This window comes from Streptomyces sp. NPDC048436 (assembly GCF_043200355.1).
Classification (GTDB): Bacteria; Actinomycetota; Actinomycetes; order Streptomycetales; family Streptomycetaceae; genus Streptomyces.
Genome location: NZ_JBICXP010000006.1, coordinates 202,986 through 224,818, shown reverse-complemented (window position 1 = coordinate 224,818; position 21,833 = coordinate 202,986). Strand labels below are relative to the sequence as shown.

Sequence of the window (21,833 nt, the reverse complement as noted above, 5' to 3'; positions counted from 1 at the left end):
CATGCTGAAAGCGACACTCAGGAGCTTCCTCGCGCACAAGGGCCGGCTGCTGCTCTCGGCGCTCGCCGTGATCCTCTCCGTGGCGTTCGTCGCGGGCAGTCTCATCTTCTCGGACACCGTGGCCCGCACCTTCGACCGGCTCTTCGCCTCGACGTCCGCCGATGTGACGGTCGAGCCGAAGAAGGACCTCAAGGAGGCGGTCCCCTCGGGGCAGACGCCGACGGTCCCCGCGAGCCTCGCCGGCCGGGCGGCGAAGGTCGAGGGGGTCGCACGGACCCGGGTCGACGCGGCCGTCGAGAACATCACGGTGGTCGACAGCGAGAACGACTCGGTGGGCTCCACCACCGGCGCCCCCACCATCGCCACCAACTGGCAGATCACCGACCGCAGCCCCGTCGAACTCACCTCCGGGCACGCACCGCACGGCAAGGACCAGGCGCTGCTCGACGCCGACACCGCCGACAAGAAGGACGTGAAGATCGGCGACACCCTCACGGTGCTCGCCGCGCCCGGCTCCTTCAAGGTGAAGATCGTCGGCATCGTCACCTTCACCACCACCAACCCCGGCGCGGCCCTGGTCTTCCTGGACACCCCGACCGCCCAGCGTGAACTCCTCGGCGACAAGGACGCGGCGACGGGTATCTCCGTGGACGCCACCGCGGGTGTGAGCGACTCCGAGCTCAAGCACCGCCTCACCGCCGAACTCGGCTCCGGCTACGACCTCAAGACCGCCGACGAGCAGGCCGAGTCGGCGGCATCCGAACTCGGCGGCTTCCTGGACGTCATCAAGTACGTGATGCTCGGCTTCGCCGGGATCGCCGTCCTGGTCGGCATCTTCCTCATCGTCAACACCTTCTCCATGCTGATCGCGCAGCGCACCCGCGAACTTGGCCTGCTGCGCGCGCTCGGCGCCGACCGCAGGCAGGTCCGCCGCTCCGTGCTCACCGAGGCGGTCCTGCTCGGTGTGGTCGGCTCGACGGTGGGCCTCGCGGCGGGCATCGGACTCGCGGCCGGGCTCATCGAGCTCATGGGCCTGTTCGGGGTGAACCTGAAGTCCACCGAGATGGTCATCGGGTGGGTGACTCCCGTCGCCTCGTACGTCGTCGGGGTCGGCGTCACATTCGTCGCGGCGTACCTTCCGGCGCGCCGGGCCGCGCAGGTATCGCCGATGGCGGCGCTTGCCGATGCCGAAATCGCGGGCGTGGGGCGGCCGTTGAAGATCCGTGCGGCGGTCGGCTCGGTCGTCGGAGCGGCGGGCGCCGCCGCGCTCGTGGGCTGCGCCACCGCGGAGAAGACCTCGTCGGCGGCCTCCCTGCTCGGCCTCGGCCTGGTCCTCACGCTGATCGCCACGGTCATCGCGGGGCCGCTGCTCGTGCGCCCGGTGATCCGGGTGCTCGGCGGCGCGTTCCCCGCCCTGTTCGGCCCGGTCGGCCGGATGAGCCAGCGCAACGCGCTGCGCAATCCGCGCCGCACGGGCGCCACGGCAGCCGCGCTGATGGTGGGCCTCGCCCTGGTGAGCGGCATGTCGGTGGCGAGCGCGTCGATGACGAAGTCGTTCGACGATCAGATCGACAAGACGCTGGGCGCCGACTTCGTCGTACAGAACAGCAACTTCATCCCGTTCTCGAAGGAGGTCACCGAGAAGGTGCGGGACACCGAGGGCGCCGGCCTCGTCGTGCGCCAGCGGTTCGCTCCCCTGAAGGTGTCCATGCCGGACGGCAAGAACGTGGAGACGACCGCCGCGGGCTACGACCCGCGCCTCGACGACGTCGCCCGCGTGACGTACGTCGCGGGGAACACCTCTCGCGCACTGGCTCCCGGAAGGATCGCCATGCAGCGGGACTTCGCGCGGGACCACAAGGCGCGGGTGGGCTCCAAGCTGCCCGTGGAGTTCCCCGGCGGGCGCAAGACCGAGCTGACGGTGGGCGCGCTCACCGACCAGCCGGGGGCCGAGGGGTTCGGCGTCGAGGGCGGGCTCTTCTTCGGCATGGAGACGGCCGAGGAGTTCGTGCCCGGCGGGCAGGACTCGGCGGTGTACGTGAACGCGGCACCGGGCACGGACTCCGACCAGCTGCGCGAGCGGCTGGAGAAGACCTTGGACCTGTACCCGCAGGTGCAGGTCCGCGACCAGGCCGACTACAAGGAGCTGATCCGCGGGCAGATCGCCGTGATGCTCTATCTCGTCTACGCGCTGCTCGGGCTCGCGATCATCATCGCGGTGCTCGGCGTGGTCAACACCCTTGCCCTGTCGGTCGTCGAACGCACCCGGGAGCTCGGCCTCCTGCGCGCCATCGGACTCGCGCGGCGCCAGCTGCGCCGGATGATCCGCCTGGAGTCGGTGGTCATCGCGGTGTTCGGCGCGCTGCTCGGGCTCGCGCTCGGCCTGGTGTGGGGCGTCGCGGCGCAGCAAGTGCTCGCGCTCCAGGGGATGACGGCGTTCGCCATCCCCTGGACCACGGTGATCGCGGTGCTGATCGGATCGGTGGTCGTCGGGCTCGCGGCGGCGCTGCTGCCCGCGTTGCGTGCCTCGCGCATGAATGTGCTGGCCGCCATCGCGCACGAGTGAGCGCCGCCGTAGCCCTCCGGCCTACTTGGCGGCGAAGCCGTACATCATGATCGTGTCCTTGCTCCCGGAGTACTGGGCGAGCAGATCGGAGCTGAGGAACAGCTTGTTGTGGGTGAAGACGAGTTCGGACCGCAGGGGCGACAGCGTGCTGGGCCGGGTCGTGGCGTCCAGCAGCACCTTCTCCTTCTTCAGCGTCCTGCCGTCGAGGGAGACCACCTGCGTGACCGGGCTGCTCTTGTATACGAGGATGTTCCCGCCGTCCATGCGGATCGGGAAGATCGGCGAGTTGTCGCCCGCCTCCACCTTCTCCCCCGTCATCTTCCCGGTGGCCAGGGAGAACACCACGATGTCGTTCGTCGACGAGATGCCGTCCGCCTCGTCGCGCTGTTCGGTGGGGACGTAGAGCTTGCCGTTGCCCGCCGTGATGCCCCGGCAGTCCTGGACGATGGACGCGGTGCCGCACTCGTGCAGGTACTTGTCGTCGGGCAGCGCGATCCTCGTGCGCCGCTTGCTGTGCTCGTCAAAGGCGAAGACGTCCGTCGCACCCGAACCGCTGATCTTTCCGGAGTCGACGGCGACGACCACCGGCTCGGCGGAGATCACACTGGGTGAGGTGACTCCGTCGGGGAGCTTGTGGCTCACCTTCGACGCGCCCGTCCTCGGGTCCAGGACCTCGACCCGGAAGCGCTCCGAGCCGAACTCACCGCAGGAGTTGACCGCCACAAGGCGCTTTCCGCCGCCGTAGCCGACATCGTGGCACTTCTCCCCCTGCTTCGGCTCCCACAGGATCCTCCCGCTGCGCAGGTCGAACGCCGCGCCGCCGTACAGACCGCCGACCGCCGCCGTGTCACCGCTGATGGTGACCTGGTTGAACGCCGTCTTCTCCTTCTGGTAGCCGACGGTGATCGACTTGGTCCAGAGCTTCTCGCCGGTGTCCACGTCGAAGGCGGTGACCTCGGTGCACGCGTCTTTGAACCCCTTGTCGTCGTGCACGGTGGCCCCCGTGACGACGACGGCGATGTTGTCCTTGCCGAGATCCGGGGAGCCCGCGCACGACTCCCCTGGCTTCGGCAGGCGCCAGAGCTGCTTCCCCGACGTCGCGTCGACGCCGACGATCGCCTCGACCGAGGCCTTCGCGTACACCTTGTCGGTGAGCCAGGCCCCCTTCGCCTTCCAAGTGGACTCCCCCTTCGGCAACTTGGGCTGCACGGCCTTGGTTTTGAAGAAGGCCTTGGGGTCCGTCGGCACCTTCTCCTTGGGCTTCTCGTACTTGGGCGCCGCGCCGTCGCCGCCCGTCTTGCCCGCGGCCTTGTCCTTCGAGCCGTCGCCGGACGAGGTGGCGTACCAGACCCCGCCTCCGACGATCAGGGCGAGCGCGGCGACGACGGAGACGATGACGGCGGTGCGGCGCCCGGACCGCCCACCGCCGCCTCCGTCTCCCCCCGGTCTCCGCGGCGGCGCCGGTATCGGCTGCTGGGGGCGGGGTGGGCCGAAGCCGCCGGGCGGCGGGGCGACGGGCGGGCCGAAGCCTTGCGGGGGCGGGCCGAAGGCTCCGGGCGGGGGCGGGCCGAAACCGCCCTGCGGGGACTGCTCGGGGGGCGGCGCTGGCTGCGTCATCGTGTCTCCACTGCTGGTTCTTGCGGGTAGGGGGGTTTCTGTCGCGGTGCGTCTGCTGCGCTGCCGCACGGAGGCCTCAGCGGCCGAAGGAGAGCATGCGGGCGTCGCCCTCCTCGCCCGCGGAGCCGTTGCTCTTGCCTGACAGGCGCGACGGGGTCACGAAGAACCGCCCACCGGTGTACAGGGTGTTGCCGGCGAACATGCCGGATTCCATGCTCTGGGCCGACGAGGTGTGCCGCAGCAGTACGTCCGGCTTGCCGCCACCGGGGCCGAACCGCACGGTCTGCCCGGGCTCGCCGCTCGTCGCCCGCACGTAGACGATCACTCCGGGCCGGTCGCCGCCGCCCACCGTCACCGGTGTGATCTGCCGCTTGCCCTTGACCTCCGCGGCCCACTTGGGCCTGCCCGTACCGAGGTCGAAGGCGACGACCTTGTTGGGCCCCAGGATGTCGCCATCGGATTCGCTCGCCAGGTAGAGCGTGTCCGCGCTGACGGCGGCCCCCGGGCAGTTCTGTACGCCCTCGCCGGAGTCTCCCGCCCCGGCGCACATCTCGAAGGCGTGCGGCCCCTTGTCGACGCTGATCCAGGAGCGCTGATGCCCCTTGTCGTCGACAGCGACGACCGCCCACTTGTCCAGCTCGTCGCGGTTCTGGACGGTGACCACGACGGGGTCGACGGAGTAGACCTTCTGGATGCCCCAGCCCTTCTTCGTCCGGTAGCTCCATTTCACGTCGCCGGTGCGGGGGTCGAGCTTCTTGAGCCGGCCGTGCGTGCTGGGACTGCCCAGCTGACAGGACTCCACCTGGAGCAGCCTCGATCCGCCCGCGACGCCGTCGAGGGAGCAGCCGCCCTTGCGCTCCCGCTCGGTCGTGTACAGCCGCTTGCCGTCCCGGATCCGGTAGGCGCGCATGGTGGCGCTCTGGTCGACAAGGACGGTGCTGCCCGTGATCGAGACGTGGGTCATGCTGGTGCCGTCCCAGAAGCCGCGGTCGACGAGCTTCTTGTGCCAGCCCTTCTCACCGGTTCTCAGATCGATCATCCGCAACTGGTCGCACTTCGAGCCGCTCTCGGACTTCCTCGTCGTGTACGCGACCACGACCTTGCCGTCAGACGTGGGGTTCACCGGTGTGTCGCACACCGTGCCGGGCAGCGGCACCGTCCATGCCTTCGAGCCGTCGGCGATCCGGTACCCGGTGACCTCGTCGTGCTCGGCCTGGGCCACGATCCCGGGCACGTGCCAGAGGTCCAGGAGCTGCGCGCCCTTGCCCGGCAGCTTGATGTCGTTCATGGCGAGCCAGGCCTTGGCCTCACCGGGCTTGCGCCCCGCGTTGACGTCGATCACCGCGGCCGACCCGTCGTCCTTCGCGTCGGCGTCCCGGTCCGGTCCTGCCGACTCCCGTGCGCCGTCCGGCGATTGACGCGTCTGTCCCGCTACGGGTTCACGGGAACCGCTCCCGCCCCCGTCCCCGTCTCCACGCGTGACGGCGTAGAAGCCCACGCCGCTCAGGATCAGCACGACGGCGACGGCTACGGCACCGAGGGCGAGGCCGCGTCTTCGCGTGGGGCCGGGGGGAGGCACCGGCTGCGCGTAGGGGTTGCCGGGTACCGGCTGGTGGACCGGCTCGGAATCACGATTGACCATGAGTCAGAGTCTGGACCAGATTCGCCGTTACTAGAGCCCTTTTCTAGAAAACATTTTCATTACAGGTTTCCCTCCCCCGCCAGACCGTAGCGCTGCTTACATGTCCTCATGAACGATCTCCACATCCGCTGCGCGACCCCTTCGGACATCGACACCGTGCTGCGGTTCTGGCGCGAGGCCGCCGAGGGAACGAGCATCAGCGACGACCGCGACGGCGTGGCCCGCCTCGTCGCACGGGACCCCGAGGCCCTGCTCCTCGCCGAGCGCGACGGCCTCCTCGCCGGAACCGCGATAGCCGGCTTCGACGGCTGGCGCTGCCACCTCTACCGCCTCGCCGTGCACCCGGACCACCGCCGCCAGGGCATCGGCTCGGCGCTGCTCGCCGCGGCGGAGGAGCGTTTCGTGGGCCTGGGCGGGCGGCGCGGCGACGCCATGGTCCTCGACCGCAACGAGCGGGCCCATCACACATGGCATGCCGCGGGCTACGCGCCCCAGCCGCAGTGGAGCCGCTGGGTGAAGCACCTCGACGCCTGAGCAGGCGGTCCCCGGGGAGCACAGGAGTGGGCTTTGCTGGTCCTTTAATATGGACGGACCACTCGAACGTCTACGAAAGGTGTGAGCGTCCGCCCATGGGCGAGCCTCCCAGTACCCGACATCGCGCATTCCCCCGGCCCCTGCCCGATCATGGGACGGAGGTGACCCGATGACCGAAGTGCTCCTGCTCCTGGTGGCGGTGCTGCTCTCGCTTGCCTGCGGCGTCTTCGTCGCGGCCGAGTTCTCCCTCACGACGGTCGAGCGCAGCGAACTCGAGCGGGCCGTCGAGCGCGGCGAGCGCGGTGCCGCCGGCGCCCTCAAGGCGGTCAAGAACCTCACCTTCCAGCTCTCCGGCGCCCAGCTCGGCATCACCGTCACCAACCTGGTCGTCGGCATGCTCTCCGAGTCCTCCATCGCCAAGCTGATCTCGGGCCCGCTGCGCGCCGTCGGCATCCCCGCGTCGGCGGCCTCGTCGGTGGCCCTGGTCATCGGCACGGCCCTGTCGACGGTCTTCCTGATGGTCGTCGGCGAGCTGGTCCCCAAGAACTGGGCGATCTCCTCGCCCCTGGCCGTCGCCAAACGGGTGGCGACGCCGCAGCGCGTCTTCAGCTCCCTCTTCCGCCCCTTCATCGCGCATCTGAACAACACCGCGAACCGCTCCGTGCTCCGCTTCGGCATCCAGCCCACCGAGGAGCTGGCCTCCGCGCGCAGCCCCAAGGAGTTGGTGGCGCTCGCCCGGCACTCCGCCAAGGAGGGCGCCCTGGAGGCGGACACCGCCGAACTGTTCGTCCGTACGCTCAACCTCGCCGACCTCAGCGCGGAGAACGTGATGACGCCGCGCGTCCAGGTCATGGCCCTGGACGTGATGGCCTCCTGCGAGGACGTCGCGAACGCCACCCGCGCGACGGGCCTGTCCCGCTTCCCTGTCTACCGCGGCAACCTCGACTCGGTCGTCGGCGTCGCGCACATCAAGGACGTCCTGGCCGTCCCCGCCGAGCGCAGGGCGCGCTTCCCCGTCGCCGAGGTGATGCGTGAGCCGCTCCTCGTACCGGAGTCGCTCACCGTCGACCGCCTTCTCGACCGGCTCTCCGGCAAGCGCACGATGGCCGTGGTCATCGACGAGTACGGCGGCACGGCCGGGGTCGCGACCCTGGAGGACATCGTCGAGGAGGTCGTCGGCGAGGTGCGGGACGAGCACGACCCGCACGAGACACCCGACATCGCCGCCGCGGGCACGGACGACGACGGCAGGACGCTGTACTCCGCCGACGGCTCCGCCCGCACCGACCAGCTGGCCCGCGTCGGCCTGCGCGCGCCGGACGGGCCGTACGAGACGCTCGCCGGGCTCGTCGCCACCGAACTGGGCCGCATCCCGGCCGAGGGCGACAGCTTCGAGGTCGGCAAGTGGAGGCTCGACGTGGTGGACGCCCGCGGTCGCCGCGCCGCCCGCGTACTGCTGCACGCGCCTTCGCACGACGACGAACCGGAGGAGGAGCGATGACCGCGATCCAGCTGCTGATCGGCCTGGCGACCCTCGTCGTCAACGGCTTCTTCGTGGGCGCCGAGTTCGCCCTCATCTCCGTACGAAGGAGCCAGATCGAGCCCTACGCCGAAGAGGGCGACCGGCGCGCGGAGAGCGTCCTGTGGGGTCTGAAGCACGTCTCGGCGCTGCTCGCGGCGGCGCAGCTCGGCATCACGCTGTGCACGCTGGTGCTCGGCATCGTCGCCGAGCCCGCGATCGCGCACATCCTGGAGCCGCTGTTCGACGCGGTCGGGGTGCCGCACGGTCTGGTCCACCCGATCTCGTTCGTCATCGCCCTCGCGCTCGCGACGTATCTGCACATGCTGCTCGGCGAGATGATCCCCAAGAACATCTCGCTGGCCGAGCCGGTGCGTACCGCGCTGCTGCTCGGCCCGCCGCTGGTCGCGATCGCCCGTGCGCTGCGCCCGGTCATCTTCGCGATCAACGCGTTCGCCAACGGCCTGTTGAAGCTGCTCAGGGTCGAGGCGAAGGACGAGGTCGGCGCGACCTTCTCGGACGACGACCTCGCCCGGATGGTCAAGGACTCCGGTGACGCGGGTCTGCTCGACGACCGCGCCCAGGAGCGGCTGCACGACGCCTTGGAGCTGGGCCGCCGTCCCGTCAGGGATGTCGTGCTCCCGCTGGAGCAGGTGGTCTACGCCCGGGTGGGCGTGACGCCCGAGGAGCTGGAGCGGCTTTCGGCGGAGTCCGGTTTCTCGCGCTTCCCCGTGGTGGACGACGGCCGGCGGATCGTCGGCTACCTGCACGTCAAGGACGCGCTCGACCGTGCGCCCCGCGACCTGCCGTTCCGTGTGCCGGACATGCGCAAGATCGCCCAGGTCCGCGAGAGCACGCCGCTGGACGACGTGCTGACCGCGATGCGCCGCAGCCGCACCCATGTGGCCGCGGTGCTCGGCAAGGACGGCAGACTGGCCGGCATGGTCACCATGGAGGACGTACTGCGGGAGCTGTTCGGTCAGCCCGTGTGAGCCGAGGGGGATGTGCAAGGTGAGTCAACTCGTCCTGCGTGACGTGTCGTACGGCTATCCGGAGCGGCCCGTGCTCGAACGGGTCTCCCTCTCGGTGCGGCCCGGCGAGCGGGCCGGTGTCATCGGGGAGAACGGCTCGGGCAAGTCGACGCTCCTGCGCGTCATGGCGGGCGAGTTCACGCCCGCCGACGGTGAGGTGGCCGTCGTCTCGGACGGCGGCACCGGCTACCTCGCGCAGACGCTGCGGCTGCCGCCGCACGCCACCGTGCAGGACGCGGTGGACGACGCCCTCGCCGAACTGCGGGACCTGGAGCGGCGGATCCGGGCGGCGGAGGGCGCGCTCGGATCGGCGGGGGCTGCCGAACTCGCCGCGTACGGAGACCTCGTGGCCGCCTTCGAGGCGCGCGAGGGCTACCGCGCCGACGCACGCCTGGACGCGGCGCTGCACGGTCTCGGCGTGCCGCATCTGGAGCGTTCCCGCACCCTTGGTTCGCTGTCCGGCGGCGAGGCCGCGCGCCTCGCGCTCGCCTGCGTCCTGGCCCCGCAGCCCGAGCTCCTGCTCCTCGACGAGCCGACGAACCACCTGGACGACCAGGCGCTCGGCTGGCTGGAGGAGCGCCTTCGCGCCCACCGGGGCACGGTCGTCGCCGTCACCCACGACCGGGTCTTCCTCGACCGGGTCGCCGAGGTGATCGTCGAGGTCGACGGCGACCGTCAGGCCGTGGACCGCTTCGGCGGCGGCTGGCACGGCTATCTGGAGCAGCGCGCCACGGCCCGGCGGCGCTGGGAGGAGCGCTACCGCGAGTGGAGCGAGGAGGTCGCGCGCCAGGAGCGGCTCGCCGAAGGCGGCTCCGACCGGCTCTCGACGGGCTGGCGGATGAGCGAGCGCCCCCGTTTCGCGGGCCATCAGCGGTCGGTGGAAGGGCAACTGTCCGGTGTCGTGCGCAACGCGCGCGAACGCCTGCGCAGGCTGCGCGCGGAGCCGGTGCCGAGGCCGCCGGATCCGCTGCACTTCACGGTCGGTGAGGGGATCGAGGGCGGCGACCATCCCTTCGTACATCCGGTGTCCCTGACGGATGTGGCGGTGGGCGAGCGCCTCGCCGTCGACCGCCTGCTGCTCGATCCGGGTTCGCGCACGCTGGTGACCGGAGCGAACGGCGCGGGCAAGTCGACGCTGCTCGGCGTCCTGGCCGGGGTGCTCACCCCGGATCGTGGGGAGGTCCAACTCCCGGCCCGCGTGGGCTACTTGCCGCAGGAGATCGAGTACATCACCTACGAGGACACGACGAGGCCCCTGCTCGACGCCTTCGCGGCGGATCTCCCGGGGCTGCCGGAGGACCACGCGGAAGCTCTCCTGTCCCTGGGGCTTTTCCGCGAGCAGGATTTGGTCGTGCCGGTGAAGGGGCTCTCCGTGGGGCAGCGCCGCCGCCTGGCGCTCGCACGCCTGGTGACGTGCCCGGCCGACCTCCTCCTGCTCGACGAACCGACGAACCACCTCTCCCCCGCGCTTGTCGAGGAGCTCGACGAAGCGCTCGCGGGATACCGGGGCACGCTGGTCGTGGTCTCGCACGACCGGCGGCTGCGGGAGCGGTTCCGGGGCGAGCGGCTTTCGGTGGAGGCCGGACGGGTGGTCCGGGGCTAGGGGCTCCCCCTATGGGGCGGGCCGCCTCTGACGGACGGTGGGTGTCTCGGTGATGCCGGGCCCGTGCGTCCCGGCGCGCGAGGCGCCGACCGCCGTGAGGACGGCGAGCAGCGTCGCCATCCCCGCGGTGGCGAGCGCCGCCTTCCAGTCGACGTCCAGGAGGGTGGTCGCACCGGCGACCAGAACGGCGGCGAGCGCCTGCGCGAAGGTGCGGAGCGCGCGCTCCGCGGTGGCCTTCCAGAATCCTGCGGTCCACATGTCTGGCCCACCCTCTCGTGGTTGACGGGTCGACTCCCGGCATACCGCGTTCGGGCCGCGCTGCCCACCTGCTCAGCGTGTCCGTCAGAGAGTGAGGCTGTGTCCGGTCGTCGCGTCGACGTGGGCCGGGATCTCCTCGTGGCGGTCGCCGACCGTCGGGGTTCCGGTGGGTTCGAAGAGCAGGATCGCGGCGCCGGAGGGGGCGGACGGCTTGTGTTCGGTGCCGCGCGGGACCGTGAAGACCGCGCCCTTGGGGAGGGTGACCGTGCGTTCCCCGGCGGGTTCGCGCAGGGAGATGCGCAGTTCGCCTTCGAGTACGAGGAAGAACTCGTCGGTGTCGTCATGGACGTGCCAGAGATGGTCGCCCTCGACCTTGGCCACGCGTACGTCGTAGTCGTTGACCCGGGTGACGATGCGGGGACTCCACAGGGCGTCGAAGGAGGCCAGGGCCTTGGTGAGGGCGATGGGTTCGTTGCTCATGTGTCCAGCCTCCGGTCTGCGCCGACGCCTCCGTGAGTGGTAGAAATAGCGTATGTCGCAAGAATCCTCGCAGCCGGGCGACGCGGGGAGCCCGCACCGCGTCGTCGTCATCGTCGACGCGAACTCCAATCCCTTCGAACTCGGCTGCGCCACCGAGGTGTTCGGACTGCGCAGGCCCGAACTGGGTCGGGACCTCTACGAGTTCAGGCTCTGCTCGCCCGAGCCGCGCACCCTGATGCGGGACGGATTCTTCACGCTCACCGGCGTCGCCGGACTGGACGCGGCCGACACGGCGGACACCCTGATCGTGCCCAACCGGCCCGACGTCGAAGTCCCCCGCCGCCCGGCCGTCCTCGACGCCGTTCGCCGGGCACACGCCCGAGGGGCCCGGCTCGTCGGCTTCTGCAGCGGCGCGTTCACGCTCGCCGAGGCCGGGGTGCTCGACGGGCGCCGGGCCACCGCGCACTGGCAGTGGGCGGACGACTTCCGGGCCCGCTTCCCCGGCGTACGGCTCGAACCGGATGTGCTCTTCGTCGACGACGGCGACATCCTCACCGCCGCGGGCAGCGCCGCCGCGCTCGACCTCGGGCTGCATCTGGTCCGCCGCGACCACGGCGCCGAAGTGGCCAACGCGGTGAGCCGCCGGCTCGTCTTCGCCGCCCACCGGGACGGCGGTCAGCGGCAGTTCGTGGAGCGGCCTGTGCCCGACATCCCCGACGAGTCCCTGGCCCCTGTCCTCGCCTGGGCCCAGGAGCGGCTCGACTCGCCCCTGACCGTGCCGGGCCTCGCCGCGCGCGCCGCACTCAGCCCAGCGACCCTGCACCGCCGCTTCCAGGCCCAGCTTGGCACCACGCCCCTGGCCTGGCTGACCGGCGAACGCCTCGCGCTGGCCTGCCGGTTGATCGAGCGGGGCGTGGCCCCCTTCGCGACGGTCGCCCGGCGCAGCGGGCTCGGCACCACCGCCAATCTGCGCGCCCTGATGCGTCGCGAGACAGGGCTCACCCCATCGGCGTACCGGCGCCGTTTCGGACCCGCGCCGGACTGAGGCGGGGCATGTCCCGTCAGCGCCGGTGCGCGCCACGGCCGCGGGCCACGGCCTTCGCGTCCCTCTTGAACGCCCACTCCATCTCGGGTTCCATCGCGAACCGGAAGCAGCGCTGCACCGGTGGGGTGCAGAGCACGGTGATGACGGCCGCGGCGGCCAGGGTGACCGTGATCTCGCCGAGCGGCGTGTGCAGCCAGTCGAGGTCGTACCAGTCCCAGAAGCGGGAGCCCTTGGCGAGGAATCCGTGCAGCAGGTAGCCGTAGAGCGTGCCCGCGCCGAGCGCGGTGAACCAGAGCCTGCGGCCGGGGACCCAGGCGAGGAAACACGCGACCAGGATCGCCGAGCAGCCGAACATCGCGAGCGTCATCACGCCCCCGGACCAGCCGGGCGCGGCGAGTTCCTGTGCGCTGTCACGGCGGTAGAACCAGGCGGCGTTCATGCGCGGTGCCGCCCAGTAGGCGAAGAGCAGGGCAGCCGCGAAGACGGGCAGCGCGAGGATCCTGGCCTCCCGGCGGCGCACGATCTGGAAGTGCTCGGGCTTGAGGCACAGGCCGAGCACGAAGAACGGCAGGAACTGCAGCACCCGTTGGAGGTCCAGGTCGTCGCCGATGTCGGGCGAGACCGATGCGAGCACCGCGATGGCGAGGGAGAGCGGCAGCGGCCAACGCACCACCTTCCACAGCGGGGTGGTGAGCCGCCAGACGAACAGCGCGACCAGGAACCAGGTCAGGTACCAGGGATCGAGCAGGCTGATGGGGTACGACGGGTCGTCGTCCGCCCAGCGTTTGAAGAAGGTGTACGCCACCTCGAAGAGGACGTACGGCACCGCGACGCCCGTCACCAGGCGCTTGAGGCGGCCTGGGCTCGCGTCGAAACTGCGCGAGAAATAGCCGGAGATGACGATGAACGCCGGCATGTGGAAGCTGTAGACGGTGATGTAGAGCGCGGCGGCGGCCCGGCTGTCCCCGCGCAGCGGCTCCCAGGCATGGCCCATCGCGACCAGCACGATCGCCAGGTACTTGGCGTTGTCGAAGAACGCGTCCCGGCCCTTGACCAAGGGTTTCGGCGCCCAGGATGTGGTCGAAGAGGCCGGGGCCGAGGGCGCCACCGGCGGGGTGCTGCGCGCGGTGGGCAGGGGCGCCCTCAGCGATCCGGCCCGGTCCGCCGACCGGTCTCCCGACCGGTCCGCCGAACGCATCGAGCGGTCCATCGAGCGGACAGGCTCACTCACGGGAACCTCCCGGGGGAACCCGGGCCCGCGGCCTCGCTTCTTGCATGGAATGCGGGTGCTACACCTGTGTAGAACATCACCGGCACCCTAGCCACCCAAGCCCCCGCCCGTACAGCCACGCCACCTGTGAATCAGCCGAGCACCGCCGGTGAAGGGCCGACCAGTTCGGACAGGACGTCCTCCATGGTGACGAAGCCGAGCACCGTGCCGCTCGCGCCGGTGACCGCGGCCAGGTGGCTGCCGGCCGCCCGCAGCGCGGTGAGCGTGTCGTCGAGCGGGGTGTCGATGTGCACCCGCGTGACGACATGCAGGGAGGTGCGCGGGAAGGGCCGGTCGCGCTCGGCGATGCCCAGGGTGTCCTTGATGTGGAGGTAGCCGAGCAGGGTGCCGTCAGGCCCTGTCACCGGGAAGCGCGAGAAGCCCGCGTCCGCCGCCACCCGTTCCAGGCGGGCCGGGGTGACCGTGTGATCGACGGTGCGCATCTTGGCGGCCGGTACGAGGATCTCGCCGACCGGCCGGGTGCCGAGCTCCAGGGCGTCGCGCAGCCGCTCGCCGTCGGCCGCCGACAGGAGTCCTGCCGCGCTGGAGTCGACGACCATGCGGGCGAGCTGGTCGTCGGTGTAGACGGATTCCACCTCGTCCTTCGGTTCGACCCGCAGCAGCTTCAGGAGCGTGTTGGCGAAGGCGTTGATGCCGAAGACGACGGGCTTGAGCGCGCGGGTGAGCGCCACGAGGGGCGGGCCGAGCAGCAGGGCGGTCCGGGCGGGCGCGGCGAGCGCGATGTTCTTGGGAACCATCTCGCCGATCAGCATGTGCAGATACGTCGCCACGGTCAGGGCGATGACGAAGGCGATCGGGTGCACGAGCGCGTGCGGGATGCTGACCGCTTCGAAGCCGGGCTCCAGGAGGTGCGCGATGGCGGGTTCCGCGACCGCGCCGAGCACCAGCGAGGAGACGGTGATGCCGAGTTGGGCGGTGGCCATCATCGCGGAGATGTGCTGCAGGCCCCACAGGGTGATGCGGGCGCGCTTGTCGCCCTCCTGGGCACGGGGTTCGATCTGGCTGCGGCGTACGGAGATCAGGGCGAACTCGGCGCCGACGAAGAACGCGTTGGTGAGCAACGTCAGGGCACCGATGATGAGCTGCAGGGTGGTCATCGTGCCTCCTCCATGGCCTGGCGGGGCACCTGGAGTGCCGGTTCGGTGATGCGGATCCGGTCGGCGCGGTGATGCTCGACCGCCAGAACCGCAAGCTGCCAGCCGTCGAGGTCGAGGGCATCCCCCTTGGCGGGGATGCGGGTCAGGCGGGTGGCGATCAGGCCGGCCACGGTCTCGTACGGCCCGTCGGGCGCGCTGAGTCCTATGGCGGCGAGCTGGTCGATGCGTACGCTGCCGTCCGCCTCCCACACGGTCCGGCCGTCCTGCCCCGTCTGCGCGGGCAGCAGGTCGGGGAGTTCGACCGGGTCGTGCTCGTCGCGGACCTCACCGACGACCTCCTCGACGATGTCCTCCACGGTCGCCACCCCGGCCGTGCCGCCGTACTCGTCGATGACGACGGCCATGGTGCGGGTCTCCCGCAGCCGCTCCAGGAGCCGGTCGGCGGGCAGGCTGTCGGGCACCAGCAGGGGCTCGGTGGCCAGTTCGGTGACGGGGGTGTGCTGCCGTTCGTCGGGGGCCAGGGCGAGCACGTCACGGATGTGTACGGTGCCGATGACCTCGTCCAGGCTGTCGCGGAAGACGGGGAAGCGGGACAGGCCGGTGGCGTGCGTGAGGTTGGCGGCGTCGGCGGCGGTGGCGTGCGCCTCAAGGGCCCGTACGTCGACGCGCGGGGTCATCACGTTCTCCGCCGTGAGCTCGCTCAAGTGCAGGGTGCGGACGAACAGTTCGGCGGAGTCGGCCTCCAGGGCGCCCTCGGCTGCCGAGCGCCGGGCGAGGGCGACCAGTTCCTCGGGGGTGCGCGCGGAGGCCAGCTCCTCGGCGGGCTCAAGGCCGAAACGGCGTACGACGTGGTTCGCGGTGTTGTTCAGGTGCCGGATGAACGGCCCGAACGCGGTGGTGAAGCCGCGCTGGGGTGCCGCCACCACCTTCGCGACGGCCAGCGGGCGTGCGATCGCCCAGTTCTTCGGCACCAGCTCGCCGATGACCATCAGGACCACGGTGGAGAGGACCACGCCGAGCAGGGTGGCCACGGTCGGGGCGGCGCCGCCGAGGCCGGCCGCCTCCAGGGGGCCGCGCAGGAGCGCCGCGAGGGACGGCTCGGCGAGCATGCCGATCACCAGGGAGGTGACGGTGATGCCGAGCTGGGCCCCGGACAGCTGGAGAGTCAGCCGCCGGACCGCCTTCAGGGCACTCTCGGCGCCGCGCTCCCCCGCCGCGGCGGCGCGCTCCAGGTCACCGCGCTCGACGGTGGTCAGGGAGAACTCGGCCGCGACGAACAGCGCGCAGGCGAGCGTGAGGAGCAGGGCGAGCAGCAGAAGCAGGATCTCGGTCACCGTGCCACCTCCGTTCCCTCACGCTCGGACAGCGGGCGGGACATGGCACGGTTCGTACTGGGAGGCTCACCCATTGCGGGTCCGTGGCTCCTTCTCGTACTCGTACGAAGTGTCGTACGAGGGCGGTGGCATGGAAGCGGTGGTGCTTCTACAGACACTGTAAAGGAACGGCAAAGCGAGCAGGCGCGGTCCTGGGCCGGAAAGGTCCTACAGCGGGGTGGCCGCGTGCAGGATCAGGACCATGGTCACGGCGGAGTTAGCCGACGACATGGCCGAGACGGCGGCCCCCGCTGCCGCCGCCCAGGTGGCGAGCCCCACGGCGGTGAACACCGAGGGCCAGCTGCGCGCCGCGGGAGCCGGGCCGAGCAGGGCCGCGACCCGGCGCGGTACGGGCCCCGGCGCCGCGAGGCCGGCGAGGGTCGGTGCCGGGGCGCCCCGGGAGCGCAGGGCCGCCTTGCCGATCGCGCGGGCGACGGCCCTGCGGTCGCCGACTGCGTGGGCGGCGTCCTCGTCGGCCCAGCGCTCCGTGGTGTAGGACACAGCCGTGCGCAACGGGCGCAGGAAGGGGTTGGCGCGCGCCGCGAGCTGCACGGTCAGCAGGTAGCGGTGGTGCCGGGTCGCGAGGTGGGCGCGTTCATGGGCGAACAGGGCGCGGCGCTCGGCGGGGCCGAGGCAGGCGAGCAGTCCGGTGGTGACCACGACCCGGTCGCGGGCGCCGCCGGGCAGCGCGTACGCGTAGGGCGTCTCGTCGGGCAGGACCGCGACGGCCGCTCCGGGCAGCCCGGCCAGCGCGCGGTGGGCGCGGCGTCGCACCTGGCGGTGGTGCCACAGCGTCCTGCCGCAGGCCAGGGCGACGGCGATGAGCCCGGGGATGGCAAGACGCCCCGCGACCTCGTCGTACGGAACGGCCGCGCGGACCTCGGGGTCCGACCAGCCGTCCGGCAGCGGGTTGCCGGGCAGCTGCGCGGTGCCGACGACCATCAGGAGGCCCAGGCACAGGGTGCTGCAGAGCGCCATGACCGCGGCCACCGTCGTCAGGAGCCAGGTGGCGGCCCGCGGATGCAGCCGCTGCTCGGCGAGCCGGGCGACCGGCCAGGCCGTCAGGGGCAGCACCAGCGGCAACAGGACGAACATCCCCATGGCGGTTCAGACGTCCTTCTCCGCCTCGGCCTGCCGCAGCAGCTCACGCAGGAGCCGCTCGTCACCCGGCGGCAGCGCGGTGAGGAAACTGGCGAGGACCGCCTCGCGGTCGCTCTCACCGTCGAGCACCTTGCGCATCCGGCGCGCGGCGAGACCCGCCTCGTCGGACGACGGCGTCCACGCGAAGGAGCGGCCCGCACGCTCGCGGGTCACCGCGCCCTTCTCCAGGAGGCGGGTCAGGATCGTCACGACGGTCGTGTACGCCAGGTCGGCGCCGAGCCGCTCCTGCACCCAGCCCGCCGTCGCCGGGCCTTCCGCCGCACGCAGGGCCGACAGGACCTGCGCCTCCAGCTCGCCCTGCCCGCGCCGCCGCCGCTGCTCCGCCACGCCCGGTCTCCCTTCCACTGCCTCGCCGTCGTGGATGAGGCTAACGCCCGCCCGCAGGTGGGCGCTCGGGCGGCGGCTCTGGGGCCGCCCCGGGTCGAGCTGACCCTTGACCGGCGGCCAGTTTCACGCCGGCCGGCAGCGGTGGACGTGCGCGGGGCGCGACTCCTGTCTAGCGTCACGAGCATGACTATTGTCCCGCAGCGTTTCGAGATCCTGCTGGTGCCCGAGTTCTCGGGGAACGGCGAGAGTACGACCGACGCCCGCGACGCCCTGCGCTCGGCCGTCGTGGAGGCCACCGGCGACACCGGGGCCTCCGGGTTTCCCCGGTACGCGGGGGACGGGATGGTGGCGGACATCGACCCCGCGACGCGCACCGTCGAAGCACTCCTGGTCGACGGGTCCGAGCTGGACTACGGGCTCTCGGTGCGGGTCGCGGACGCGTAGGGATTCCAGGGCCGCCGACGTCCGCGAGGTCGCATTTTTGAAGCAGATTTCTAGATAAGTATTTTAGTTTTGCTGGGATAGGGTGACGCCCATGACGCACAGCGGCCCCATGGGCACGGCGGAACATGGCGCCTAAGCAACAGCGCGGCGAGGCCACCGTCGACAAGCTCCTGACCGCGGCGCTCGAGGTGTACGCCAAGTCGGGCCAGCCCGGGTTCACCGTCACCGCGGTCACCGCGGCCGGCGGCGTCAGTCTCGGCAGCCTCTACCACCACTTCGGCAGCTTCGAGGGCCTCGCCGCCTCGTTGTACACCCGCTGCATGGAGCAGCTGTTCGACGAGATGATCGCCGAGCTGAACCGCGCGCGCACCGCCCGCACCGGGGTCCGCGCACTCGTGACCTCCTATCTGCGCTTCACCCAGGAGCACCCGGACGCCGCGCTCTTCCTGCACGCCTGCGCCTACTCCGGCCGTCTCGCGGCGCACGCGGAGCAGATCCGCACGGCCAAGGCGGCCAAGCTGGCGGTCATCGCGGAGTGGATGCTGCCGCGGGTCGTGGCGGGTGAGATCGCCCCCATGCCGGGACCCGTTCTCGAAGTCCTGGTCATGGGGCCGGTCGCCGAGGCCGCTCACCGCTGGCTCGCCAGCACGTACGACATGGATCTCACCGAGGCCGCACGCTTCCTGCCGGACCGGATCTGGCTCTCGCTGCAGCCGGACCAGCAGCCGGACTAGGCGGGCAGGTCGAGCCGGGTGAGGTGTTCGGGGGTGAGGGCCTTGAGGAAGTCCACGGCGTCGAACGCATCCCCCGCCGCGCGTACACCCGGCGCCGCGCACCGTCCGTCGAGGATGCGTGCGAGGGCCTCCACGACGAGCGGTGCGGTGACGGCGTAGATGTCGCGTCCGCCCGCGACCGCGCTGCGGGTCTCCGCGCCGCGTCGGACGACCGCCTCGACGAGGAAGGTCTGCGCGGAGCGCCCGTCGGCGTCGGCGGGGACGGGCTCCGGCGTCTCCTCGGCGCGGATGTCCTTGAGCGGGGCCAGGTTCATCACCGCGCGCACCTCGGGGGTCCGCACGTGGCGCGGCAGGGTGACCTGGTCGGCCGTCGCGAACGCGTTGGCCTCCTGGGTGCCCAGCGGCTCCGGAAAGTCCCACGCGAAGGTGTCCGGGGAGTAGTCGAAGGGCCGCAGCGCACCGCCGGTGTGGACGAGGTGCTGCCCCGCGTTGGTCTCCCCGGTGAGCCGGGTGCCCTGGGTCGGGTGCCAGCTGTCGAGGCCGTACGCGAGGGTGATCTCGTCCGCGTCCGGCCAGTCCCCCAGAGCCGCGGTGGCAAGGAGGTCGCCGAGCCCGCCGTAGAACGCAAGGGACGGCGCGATGACGACGCCCGCCGCCCGCGCCCGGTCGTCGTAGGTGTCGAACAGCTCGGCGGTGACGCCCTGTTCGGCGGCGACGTCCAGGTAGGGGATGCCCGCCCGCAGCGCCGCGTCAGCGACGGGAAGGGTGGTCCGGAGGAACGGTCCCGCGGCGTTGATGACCGCCGCCGCCCCGTCGAGTGCGCGGTCGAGGGAGGCGGCGTCCTCGGTGGATGCCACGCGTATCGGAGCGCCGGGGGCGAGGTCGCGCAGCGCGTCGAGCTTCCCCTTGTCCCGTCCGACGAGCAGCGGCGTCGCGCCGCGGCGCAGCAGTTCCGCCACGACGAAACGGCCGGTGTGGCCATAGGCGCCGACGACGGCGACCAACCGTCCGTCGATCCAAGCGCCGGTGGCAGGCGTGGAAAGGGCGTTGCTCATCGTTGACTCCCGGTGTCCGGAGGGCGGTTGTGCCCTGCCCGACCATGATCTGTCCCCAGGTGCTCACCCCACCAGTGGCTGAAACGACGAGGGGCGTACAGTTTCGGACATGCGGACTGTGGCGATGGCGCTTCCCGACGGCAGCATGCTCTTCGAGGCCGCGGCGGCCTTCGAGGTCTTCGGCACGGACCACTCCGACCTGGCCGACCCCTGGTACTCCTTCACCGTGTGCGGTCCGGACGGGGCCCGGGTCGGGGACTGGATGCGCGTCGAGACCGCCCAGGGCCTCGAAGTTGTAGCCGCAGCGCAGACGGTGATCGTGCCGGCCTGGCGCGACGTCGACGTGGACCCGCCGGGCGAGCTGATCGACGCCCTTCGCACCGCCCACGCGGCAGGGGCCCGGATCGTCGCGCTGTGCACCGGGGCCTTCGTCCTGGCCGCCGCGGGGCTCCTCGACGGCCGTCGCGCCACCACGCACTGGGCCCACACCGACCGTCTTGCCGCCAGATATCCGCGGGTCACGGTCGACGCCGGGGTGCTCTTCACCGACGAGGGCAGCGTCCTCACCTCGGCCGGGAAGTCCGCCGGCATGGACCTGTGCCTGCACATCGTGCGCACCGACCACGGCGCGACGGTGGCCAACGCCCTGGCCCGGCACCTCGTGACGCCACCTCACCGGGACGGCGGCCAGGCCCAGTTCATCCCGGCGCCGGTGGCCCACGGGCGCGACCATCCGCTGGCCGAGCTGCTCCCCTGGGTGCTCGCCCGGCTCGACGAGCCGCTCACGGTGGAGGACCTCGCCCGGCAGGCGGGCATGAGCAGCCGCAACCTGGCCCGGCACTTCCACGCCGTCACCGGGACCGCGCCACTTCGCTGGCTCCTCGGTCAACGCGTGCGTCTCGCACAGGAGTTGCTGGAGTCCGGCGACGACAGCGTCGAACGCATCGCGGCCAGGACCGGCATGGGCACGTCCGCCACGCTCCGGCGGCACTTCACCCGGGTCACCGGCCTGCCCCCCGAGGCCTACCGGCGGACCTTCGGCGCCGTATGACGAAATGCCCCTGACTGTTTGCCGAACACAGGGGTACTCGGCCGCCATGCGAACCCAGGGACAGTCGTTCAGCCGCTGATCACAGGAGCCCCGATCGGTAACCACGTGGCGTGGATGCCCATCGGCCGGCCTCACCGCTGAGCGAGCCGACAGGACTGCTGGGGTCGCGCCAGAACAACACCGGAACGAAACCGGAGCAGTACCAGCGCAGTACCAGCGCAACATTCAGAGCGGCCAACGGATCAAGAGCCAAAGGAGGCAGCCATGATCACCGCCGTCATCATCGCCGTGGTCGTTCTCGCGGCAGCCGCCGTCCTCTTCGTCGGACTGCGGCGAGCCCGGGGCGGCGGAGGCGGGCTGAAGCACCGCTTCGGACCCGAGTACGAGCACACCGTGGCCCGTCACGACGGCGACGTCAAGGCGGCCGAGCGTGAGCTCCGCGAGCGCGTGCACCGGCACGGCTCCCTCAAGCAGGAGCCCCTGCCGCCCGGCGCCCGCGAGCGCTACCTCGCCGGGTGGGCGGACATCCAGGAGCAGTTCGTCGAGTCACCGCACAAGGCCGTCACCGAGGCCGACGCGCTCCTCGCGCGCCTGGCCAGGGACCGCGGCTTCCCCGACGGCGCGCAGTACGAGGACCAGGTGGCCGCGCTCTCCGTGCACCACGCGCACGCCGTCCACGGCTACCGCAGCATGCACACCGCGGTACGCGGCCAGAACAGCACCGAGGAGATGCGTGAGGCCATGGTCGAGGGCCGCCACCTCTTCGAGGCGCTGGTCTCCGAGCACGCGGTCGACTCGCACCGCGGCAACCCGCAGCGTTCCATCGACAACCGCGGCCGGGCGCCGTGGGCCTCGGCCCGGCGCCACCCGAAGGGAAGTGGCCTGTGATGACGTTCGACCAGCGACGCCCGCAGCAACCCGAGCCCACAAGCGCGCCCGTGACCCCGCCGCCGGTAGGCCCGCCCGCCGGTAGGCCCGACGGCACGCCCGAGGGCCCGGCTCCCG

At 71.5% G+C, this 21,833-nt stretch carries 20 protein-coding genes; 10 read left to right on the top strand and 10 right to left on the bottom strand.

Features of this window, described 5'->3' with window-relative positions; all coding sequences use genetic code 11:
- Position 1: 1 nt before the first annotated feature.
- Positions 2 to 2,566, top strand: coding sequence for an ABC transporter permease (locus tag ACGFX9_RS22365; protein WP_393474596.1), 2,565 nt, complete (start codon positions 2 to 4; stop codon positions 2,564 to 2,566).
- 21 nt (positions 2,567 to 2,587) lie between these two features.
- Here the strand turns inward: ACGFX9_RS22365 and ACGFX9_RS22360 are convergent, their stop codons facing one another.
- Complete coding sequence (locus ACGFX9_RS22360) at positions 2,588 to 4,183, bottom strand: PQQ-binding-like beta-propeller repeat protein (RefSeq protein ID WP_393474593.1); 1,596 nt, start codon at positions 4,181 to 4,183, stop codon at positions 2,588 to 2,590.
- A 76-nt stretch (positions 4,184 to 4,259) separates the two neighbouring features.
- Positions 4,260 to 5,825: a PQQ-binding-like beta-propeller repeat protein gene (locus tag ACGFX9_RS22355; protein WP_393474590.1), complete on the bottom strand. Its 1,566-nt coding sequence runs from the start codon at positions 5,823 to 5,825 to the stop codon at positions 4,260 to 4,262.
- 108 nt (positions 5,826 to 5,933) lie between these two features.
- Here ACGFX9_RS22355 and ACGFX9_RS22350 point away from each other — a divergent pair, with 108 nt between their 5' ends.
- The 4 genes from ACGFX9_RS22350 (at position 5,934) to abc-f (ending at position 10,512) form a co-directional block, all read left to right on the top strand.
- Entirely contained in the window at positions 5,934 to 6,359 is a 426-nt protein-coding gene (locus ACGFX9_RS22350; protein ID WP_393474587.1) for a GNAT family N-acetyltransferase, read from the top strand.
- 169 nt (positions 6,360 to 6,528) lie between these two features.
- A complete protein-coding gene (locus ACGFX9_RS22345) occupies positions 6,529 to 7,860 on the top strand; it encodes a hemolysin family protein (RefSeq protein WP_393474584.1) in 1,332 nt (443 codons plus the stop codon).
- A complete protein-coding gene (locus tag ACGFX9_RS22340) occupies positions 7,857 to 8,870 on the top strand; it encodes a hemolysin family protein (protein WP_393474581.1) in 1,014 nt (337 codons plus the stop codon). Before ACGFX9_RS22345 ends, ACGFX9_RS22340 begins: the two co-directional genes overlap by 4 nt.
- A gap of 10 nt (positions 8,871 to 8,880) precedes the next feature.
- A complete protein-coding gene (gene abc-f / locus ACGFX9_RS22335) occupies positions 8,881 to 10,512 on the top strand; it encodes a ribosomal protection-like ABC-F family protein (protein ID WP_393474578.1) in 1,632 nt (543 codons plus the stop codon).
- A gap of 9 nt (positions 10,513 to 10,521) precedes the next feature.
- Here the strand turns inward: abc-f and ACGFX9_RS22330 are convergent, their stop codons facing one another.
- Positions 10,522 to 10,770, bottom strand: a complete 249-nt coding sequence (locus ACGFX9_RS22330) for a holin (RefSeq protein ID WP_393474575.1) — start codon at positions 10,768 to 10,770, stop codon at positions 10,522 to 10,524.
- A gap of 84 nt (positions 10,771 to 10,854) precedes the next feature.
- Positions 10,855 to 11,250: a cupin domain-containing protein gene (locus tag ACGFX9_RS22325; RefSeq protein WP_393474572.1), complete on the bottom strand. Its 396-nt coding sequence runs from the start codon at positions 11,248 to 11,250 to the stop codon at positions 10,855 to 10,857.
- Positions 11,251 to 11,302: 52 nt separating this feature from the next.
- Between ACGFX9_RS22325 and ACGFX9_RS22320 the strand changes: the two genes are divergently transcribed.
- On the top strand, positions 11,303 to 12,295 hold the full coding sequence (locus ACGFX9_RS22320; RefSeq protein ID WP_393474569.1) for a GlxA family transcriptional regulator: 993 nt from the start codon (positions 11,303 to 11,305) through the stop codon (positions 12,293 to 12,295).
- 16 nt (positions 12,296 to 12,311) lie between these two features.
- Here ACGFX9_RS22320 and ACGFX9_RS22315 read toward each other — a convergent pair whose 3' ends face one another.
- The 5 genes from ACGFX9_RS22315 to ACGFX9_RS22295 form a co-directional block, all read right to left on the bottom strand.
- Positions 12,312 to 13,505 carry an acyltransferase family protein gene (locus ACGFX9_RS22315; RefSeq protein ID WP_393475389.1) on the bottom strand — a complete coding sequence of 398 codons (1,194 nt, stop codon included), beginning with the start codon at positions 13,503 to 13,505 and terminating at the stop codon, positions 12,312 to 12,314.
- Positions 13,506 to 13,657: 152 nt separating this feature from the next.
- A complete protein-coding gene (locus ACGFX9_RS22310) occupies positions 13,658 to 14,683 on the bottom strand; it encodes a hemolysin family protein (RefSeq protein WP_393474566.1) in 1,026 nt (341 codons plus the stop codon).
- A complete protein-coding gene (locus ACGFX9_RS22305) occupies positions 14,680 to 16,017 on the bottom strand; it encodes a hemolysin family protein (RefSeq protein ID WP_393474563.1) in 1,338 nt (445 codons plus the stop codon). The genes ACGFX9_RS22310 and ACGFX9_RS22305 overlap by 4 nt, the downstream gene beginning before the upstream one ends.
- A gap of 207 nt (positions 16,018 to 16,224) precedes the next feature.
- The gene (locus tag ACGFX9_RS22300; RefSeq protein WP_393474560.1) at positions 16,225 to 17,157 is read right to left on the bottom strand and encodes a M56 family metallopeptidase; all 933 of its coding nucleotides are present in this window, start codon (positions 17,155 to 17,157) and stop codon (positions 16,225 to 16,227) included.
- A gap of 6 nt (positions 17,158 to 17,163) precedes the next feature.
- Complete coding sequence (locus ACGFX9_RS22295; protein WP_393474557.1) at positions 17,164 to 17,544, bottom strand: BlaI/MecI/CopY family transcriptional regulator; 381 nt, start codon at positions 17,542 to 17,544, stop codon at positions 17,164 to 17,166.
- A 183-nt stretch (positions 17,545 to 17,727) separates the two neighbouring features.
- On the opposite strand from ACGFX9_RS22295, the gene ACGFX9_RS22290 reads away from it, so the two are divergent.
- On the top strand, positions 17,728 to 17,988 hold the full coding sequence (locus tag ACGFX9_RS22290; RefSeq protein ID WP_393474554.1) for a hypothetical protein: 261 nt from the start codon (positions 17,728 to 17,730) through the stop codon (positions 17,986 to 17,988).
- Positions 17,989 to 18,113: 125 nt separating this feature from the next.
- Positions 18,114 to 18,722 carry a TetR/AcrR family transcriptional regulator gene (locus tag ACGFX9_RS22285; protein ID WP_393474551.1) on the top strand — a complete coding sequence of 203 codons (609 nt, stop codon included), beginning with the start codon at positions 18,114 to 18,116 and terminating at the stop codon, positions 18,720 to 18,722.
- On the opposite strand, the gene ACGFX9_RS22280 is transcribed toward ACGFX9_RS22285, so the two are convergent.
- Entirely contained in the window at positions 18,719 to 19,777 is a 1,059-nt protein-coding gene (locus ACGFX9_RS22280) for a saccharopine dehydrogenase family protein (RefSeq protein WP_393474549.1), read from the bottom strand. The two genes, ACGFX9_RS22285 and ACGFX9_RS22280, sit on opposite strands and share 4 nt — an antisense overlap.
- A gap of 109 nt (positions 19,778 to 19,886) precedes the next feature.
- Between ACGFX9_RS22280 and ACGFX9_RS22275 the strand changes: the two genes are divergently transcribed.
- Both ACGFX9_RS22275 and ACGFX9_RS22270 read left to right on the top strand, forming a co-directional pair.
- On the top strand, positions 19,887 to 20,828 hold the full coding sequence (locus tag ACGFX9_RS22275) for a helix-turn-helix domain-containing protein (protein WP_393474546.1): 942 nt from the start codon (positions 19,887 to 19,889) through the stop codon (positions 20,826 to 20,828).
- A 264-nt stretch (positions 20,829 to 21,092) separates the two neighbouring features.
- A complete protein-coding gene (locus ACGFX9_RS22270) occupies positions 21,093 to 21,716 on the top strand; it encodes a hypothetical protein (protein WP_393474543.1) in 624 nt (207 codons plus the stop codon).
- The last annotated feature ends 117 nt before the right edge of the window (positions 21,717 to 21,833 follow it).

Excerpts from the sequence above, each read along its gene's own strand:
- ACGFX9_RS22365 (WP_393474596.1), top strand. The coding sequence starts at position 2 with ATGCTGAAAGCGACACTCAGGAGCTTCCTCGCGCACAAGGGCCGGCTG.
- ACGFX9_RS22360 (WP_393474593.1), bottom strand. The coding sequence starts at position 4,183 with ATGACGCAGCCAGCGCCGCCCCCCGAGCAGTCCCCGCAGGGCGGTTTC.
- ACGFX9_RS22355 (WP_393474590.1), bottom strand. The coding sequence starts at position 5,825 with ATGGTCAATCGTGATTCCGAGCCGGTCCACCAGCCGGTACCCGGCAAC.
- ACGFX9_RS22350 (WP_393474587.1), top strand. The coding sequence starts at position 5,934 with ATGAACGATCTCCACATCCGCTGCGCGACCCCTTCGGACATCGACACC.
- ACGFX9_RS22345 (WP_393474584.1), top strand. The coding sequence starts at position 6,529 with ATGACCGAAGTGCTCCTGCTCCTGGTGGCGGTGCTGCTCTCGCTTGCC.
- ACGFX9_RS22340 (WP_393474581.1), top strand. The coding sequence starts at position 7,857 with ATGACCGCGATCCAGCTGCTGATCGGCCTGGCGACCCTCGTCGTCAAC.
- abc-f (WP_393474578.1), top strand. The coding sequence starts at position 8,881 with ATGTGCAAGGTGAGTCAACTCGTCCTGCGTGACGTGTCGTACGGCTAT.
- ACGFX9_RS22330 (WP_393474575.1), bottom strand. The coding sequence starts at position 10,770 with ATGTGGACCGCAGGATTCTGGAAGGCCACCGCGGAGCGCGCGCTCCGC.
- ACGFX9_RS22325 (WP_393474572.1), bottom strand. The coding sequence starts at position 11,250 with ATGAGCAACGAACCCATCGCCCTCACCAAGGCCCTGGCCTCCTTCGAC.
- ACGFX9_RS22320 (WP_393474569.1), top strand. The coding sequence starts at position 11,303 with ATGTCGCAAGAATCCTCGCAGCCGGGCGACGCGGGGAGCCCGCACCGC.
- ACGFX9_RS22315 (WP_393475389.1), bottom strand. The coding sequence starts at position 13,505 with ATGGACCGCTCGATGCGTTCGGCGGACCGGTCGGGAGACCGGTCGGCG.
- ACGFX9_RS22310 (WP_393474566.1), bottom strand. The coding sequence starts at position 14,683 with ATGACCACCCTGCAGCTCATCATCGGTGCCCTGACGTTGCTCACCAAC.
- ACGFX9_RS22300 (WP_393474560.1), bottom strand. The coding sequence starts at position 17,157 with ATGGGGATGTTCGTCCTGTTGCCGCTGGTGCTGCCCCTGACGGCCTGG.
- ACGFX9_RS22290 (WP_393474554.1), top strand. The coding sequence starts at position 17,728 with ATGACTATTGTCCCGCAGCGTTTCGAGATCCTGCTGGTGCCCGAGTTC.
- ACGFX9_RS22285 (WP_393474551.1), top strand. The coding sequence starts at position 18,114 with ATGGCGCCTAAGCAACAGCGCGGCGAGGCCACCGTCGACAAGCTCCTG.
- ACGFX9_RS22280 (WP_393474549.1), bottom strand. The coding sequence starts at position 19,777 with ATGAGCAACGCCCTTTCCACGCCTGCCACCGGCGCTTGGATCGACGGA.
- ACGFX9_RS22275 (WP_393474546.1), top strand. The coding sequence starts at position 19,887 with ATGCGGACTGTGGCGATGGCGCTTCCCGACGGCAGCATGCTCTTCGAG.
- ACGFX9_RS22270 (WP_393474543.1), top strand. The coding sequence starts at position 21,093 with ATGATCACCGCCGTCATCATCGCCGTGGTCGTTCTCGCGGCAGCCGCC.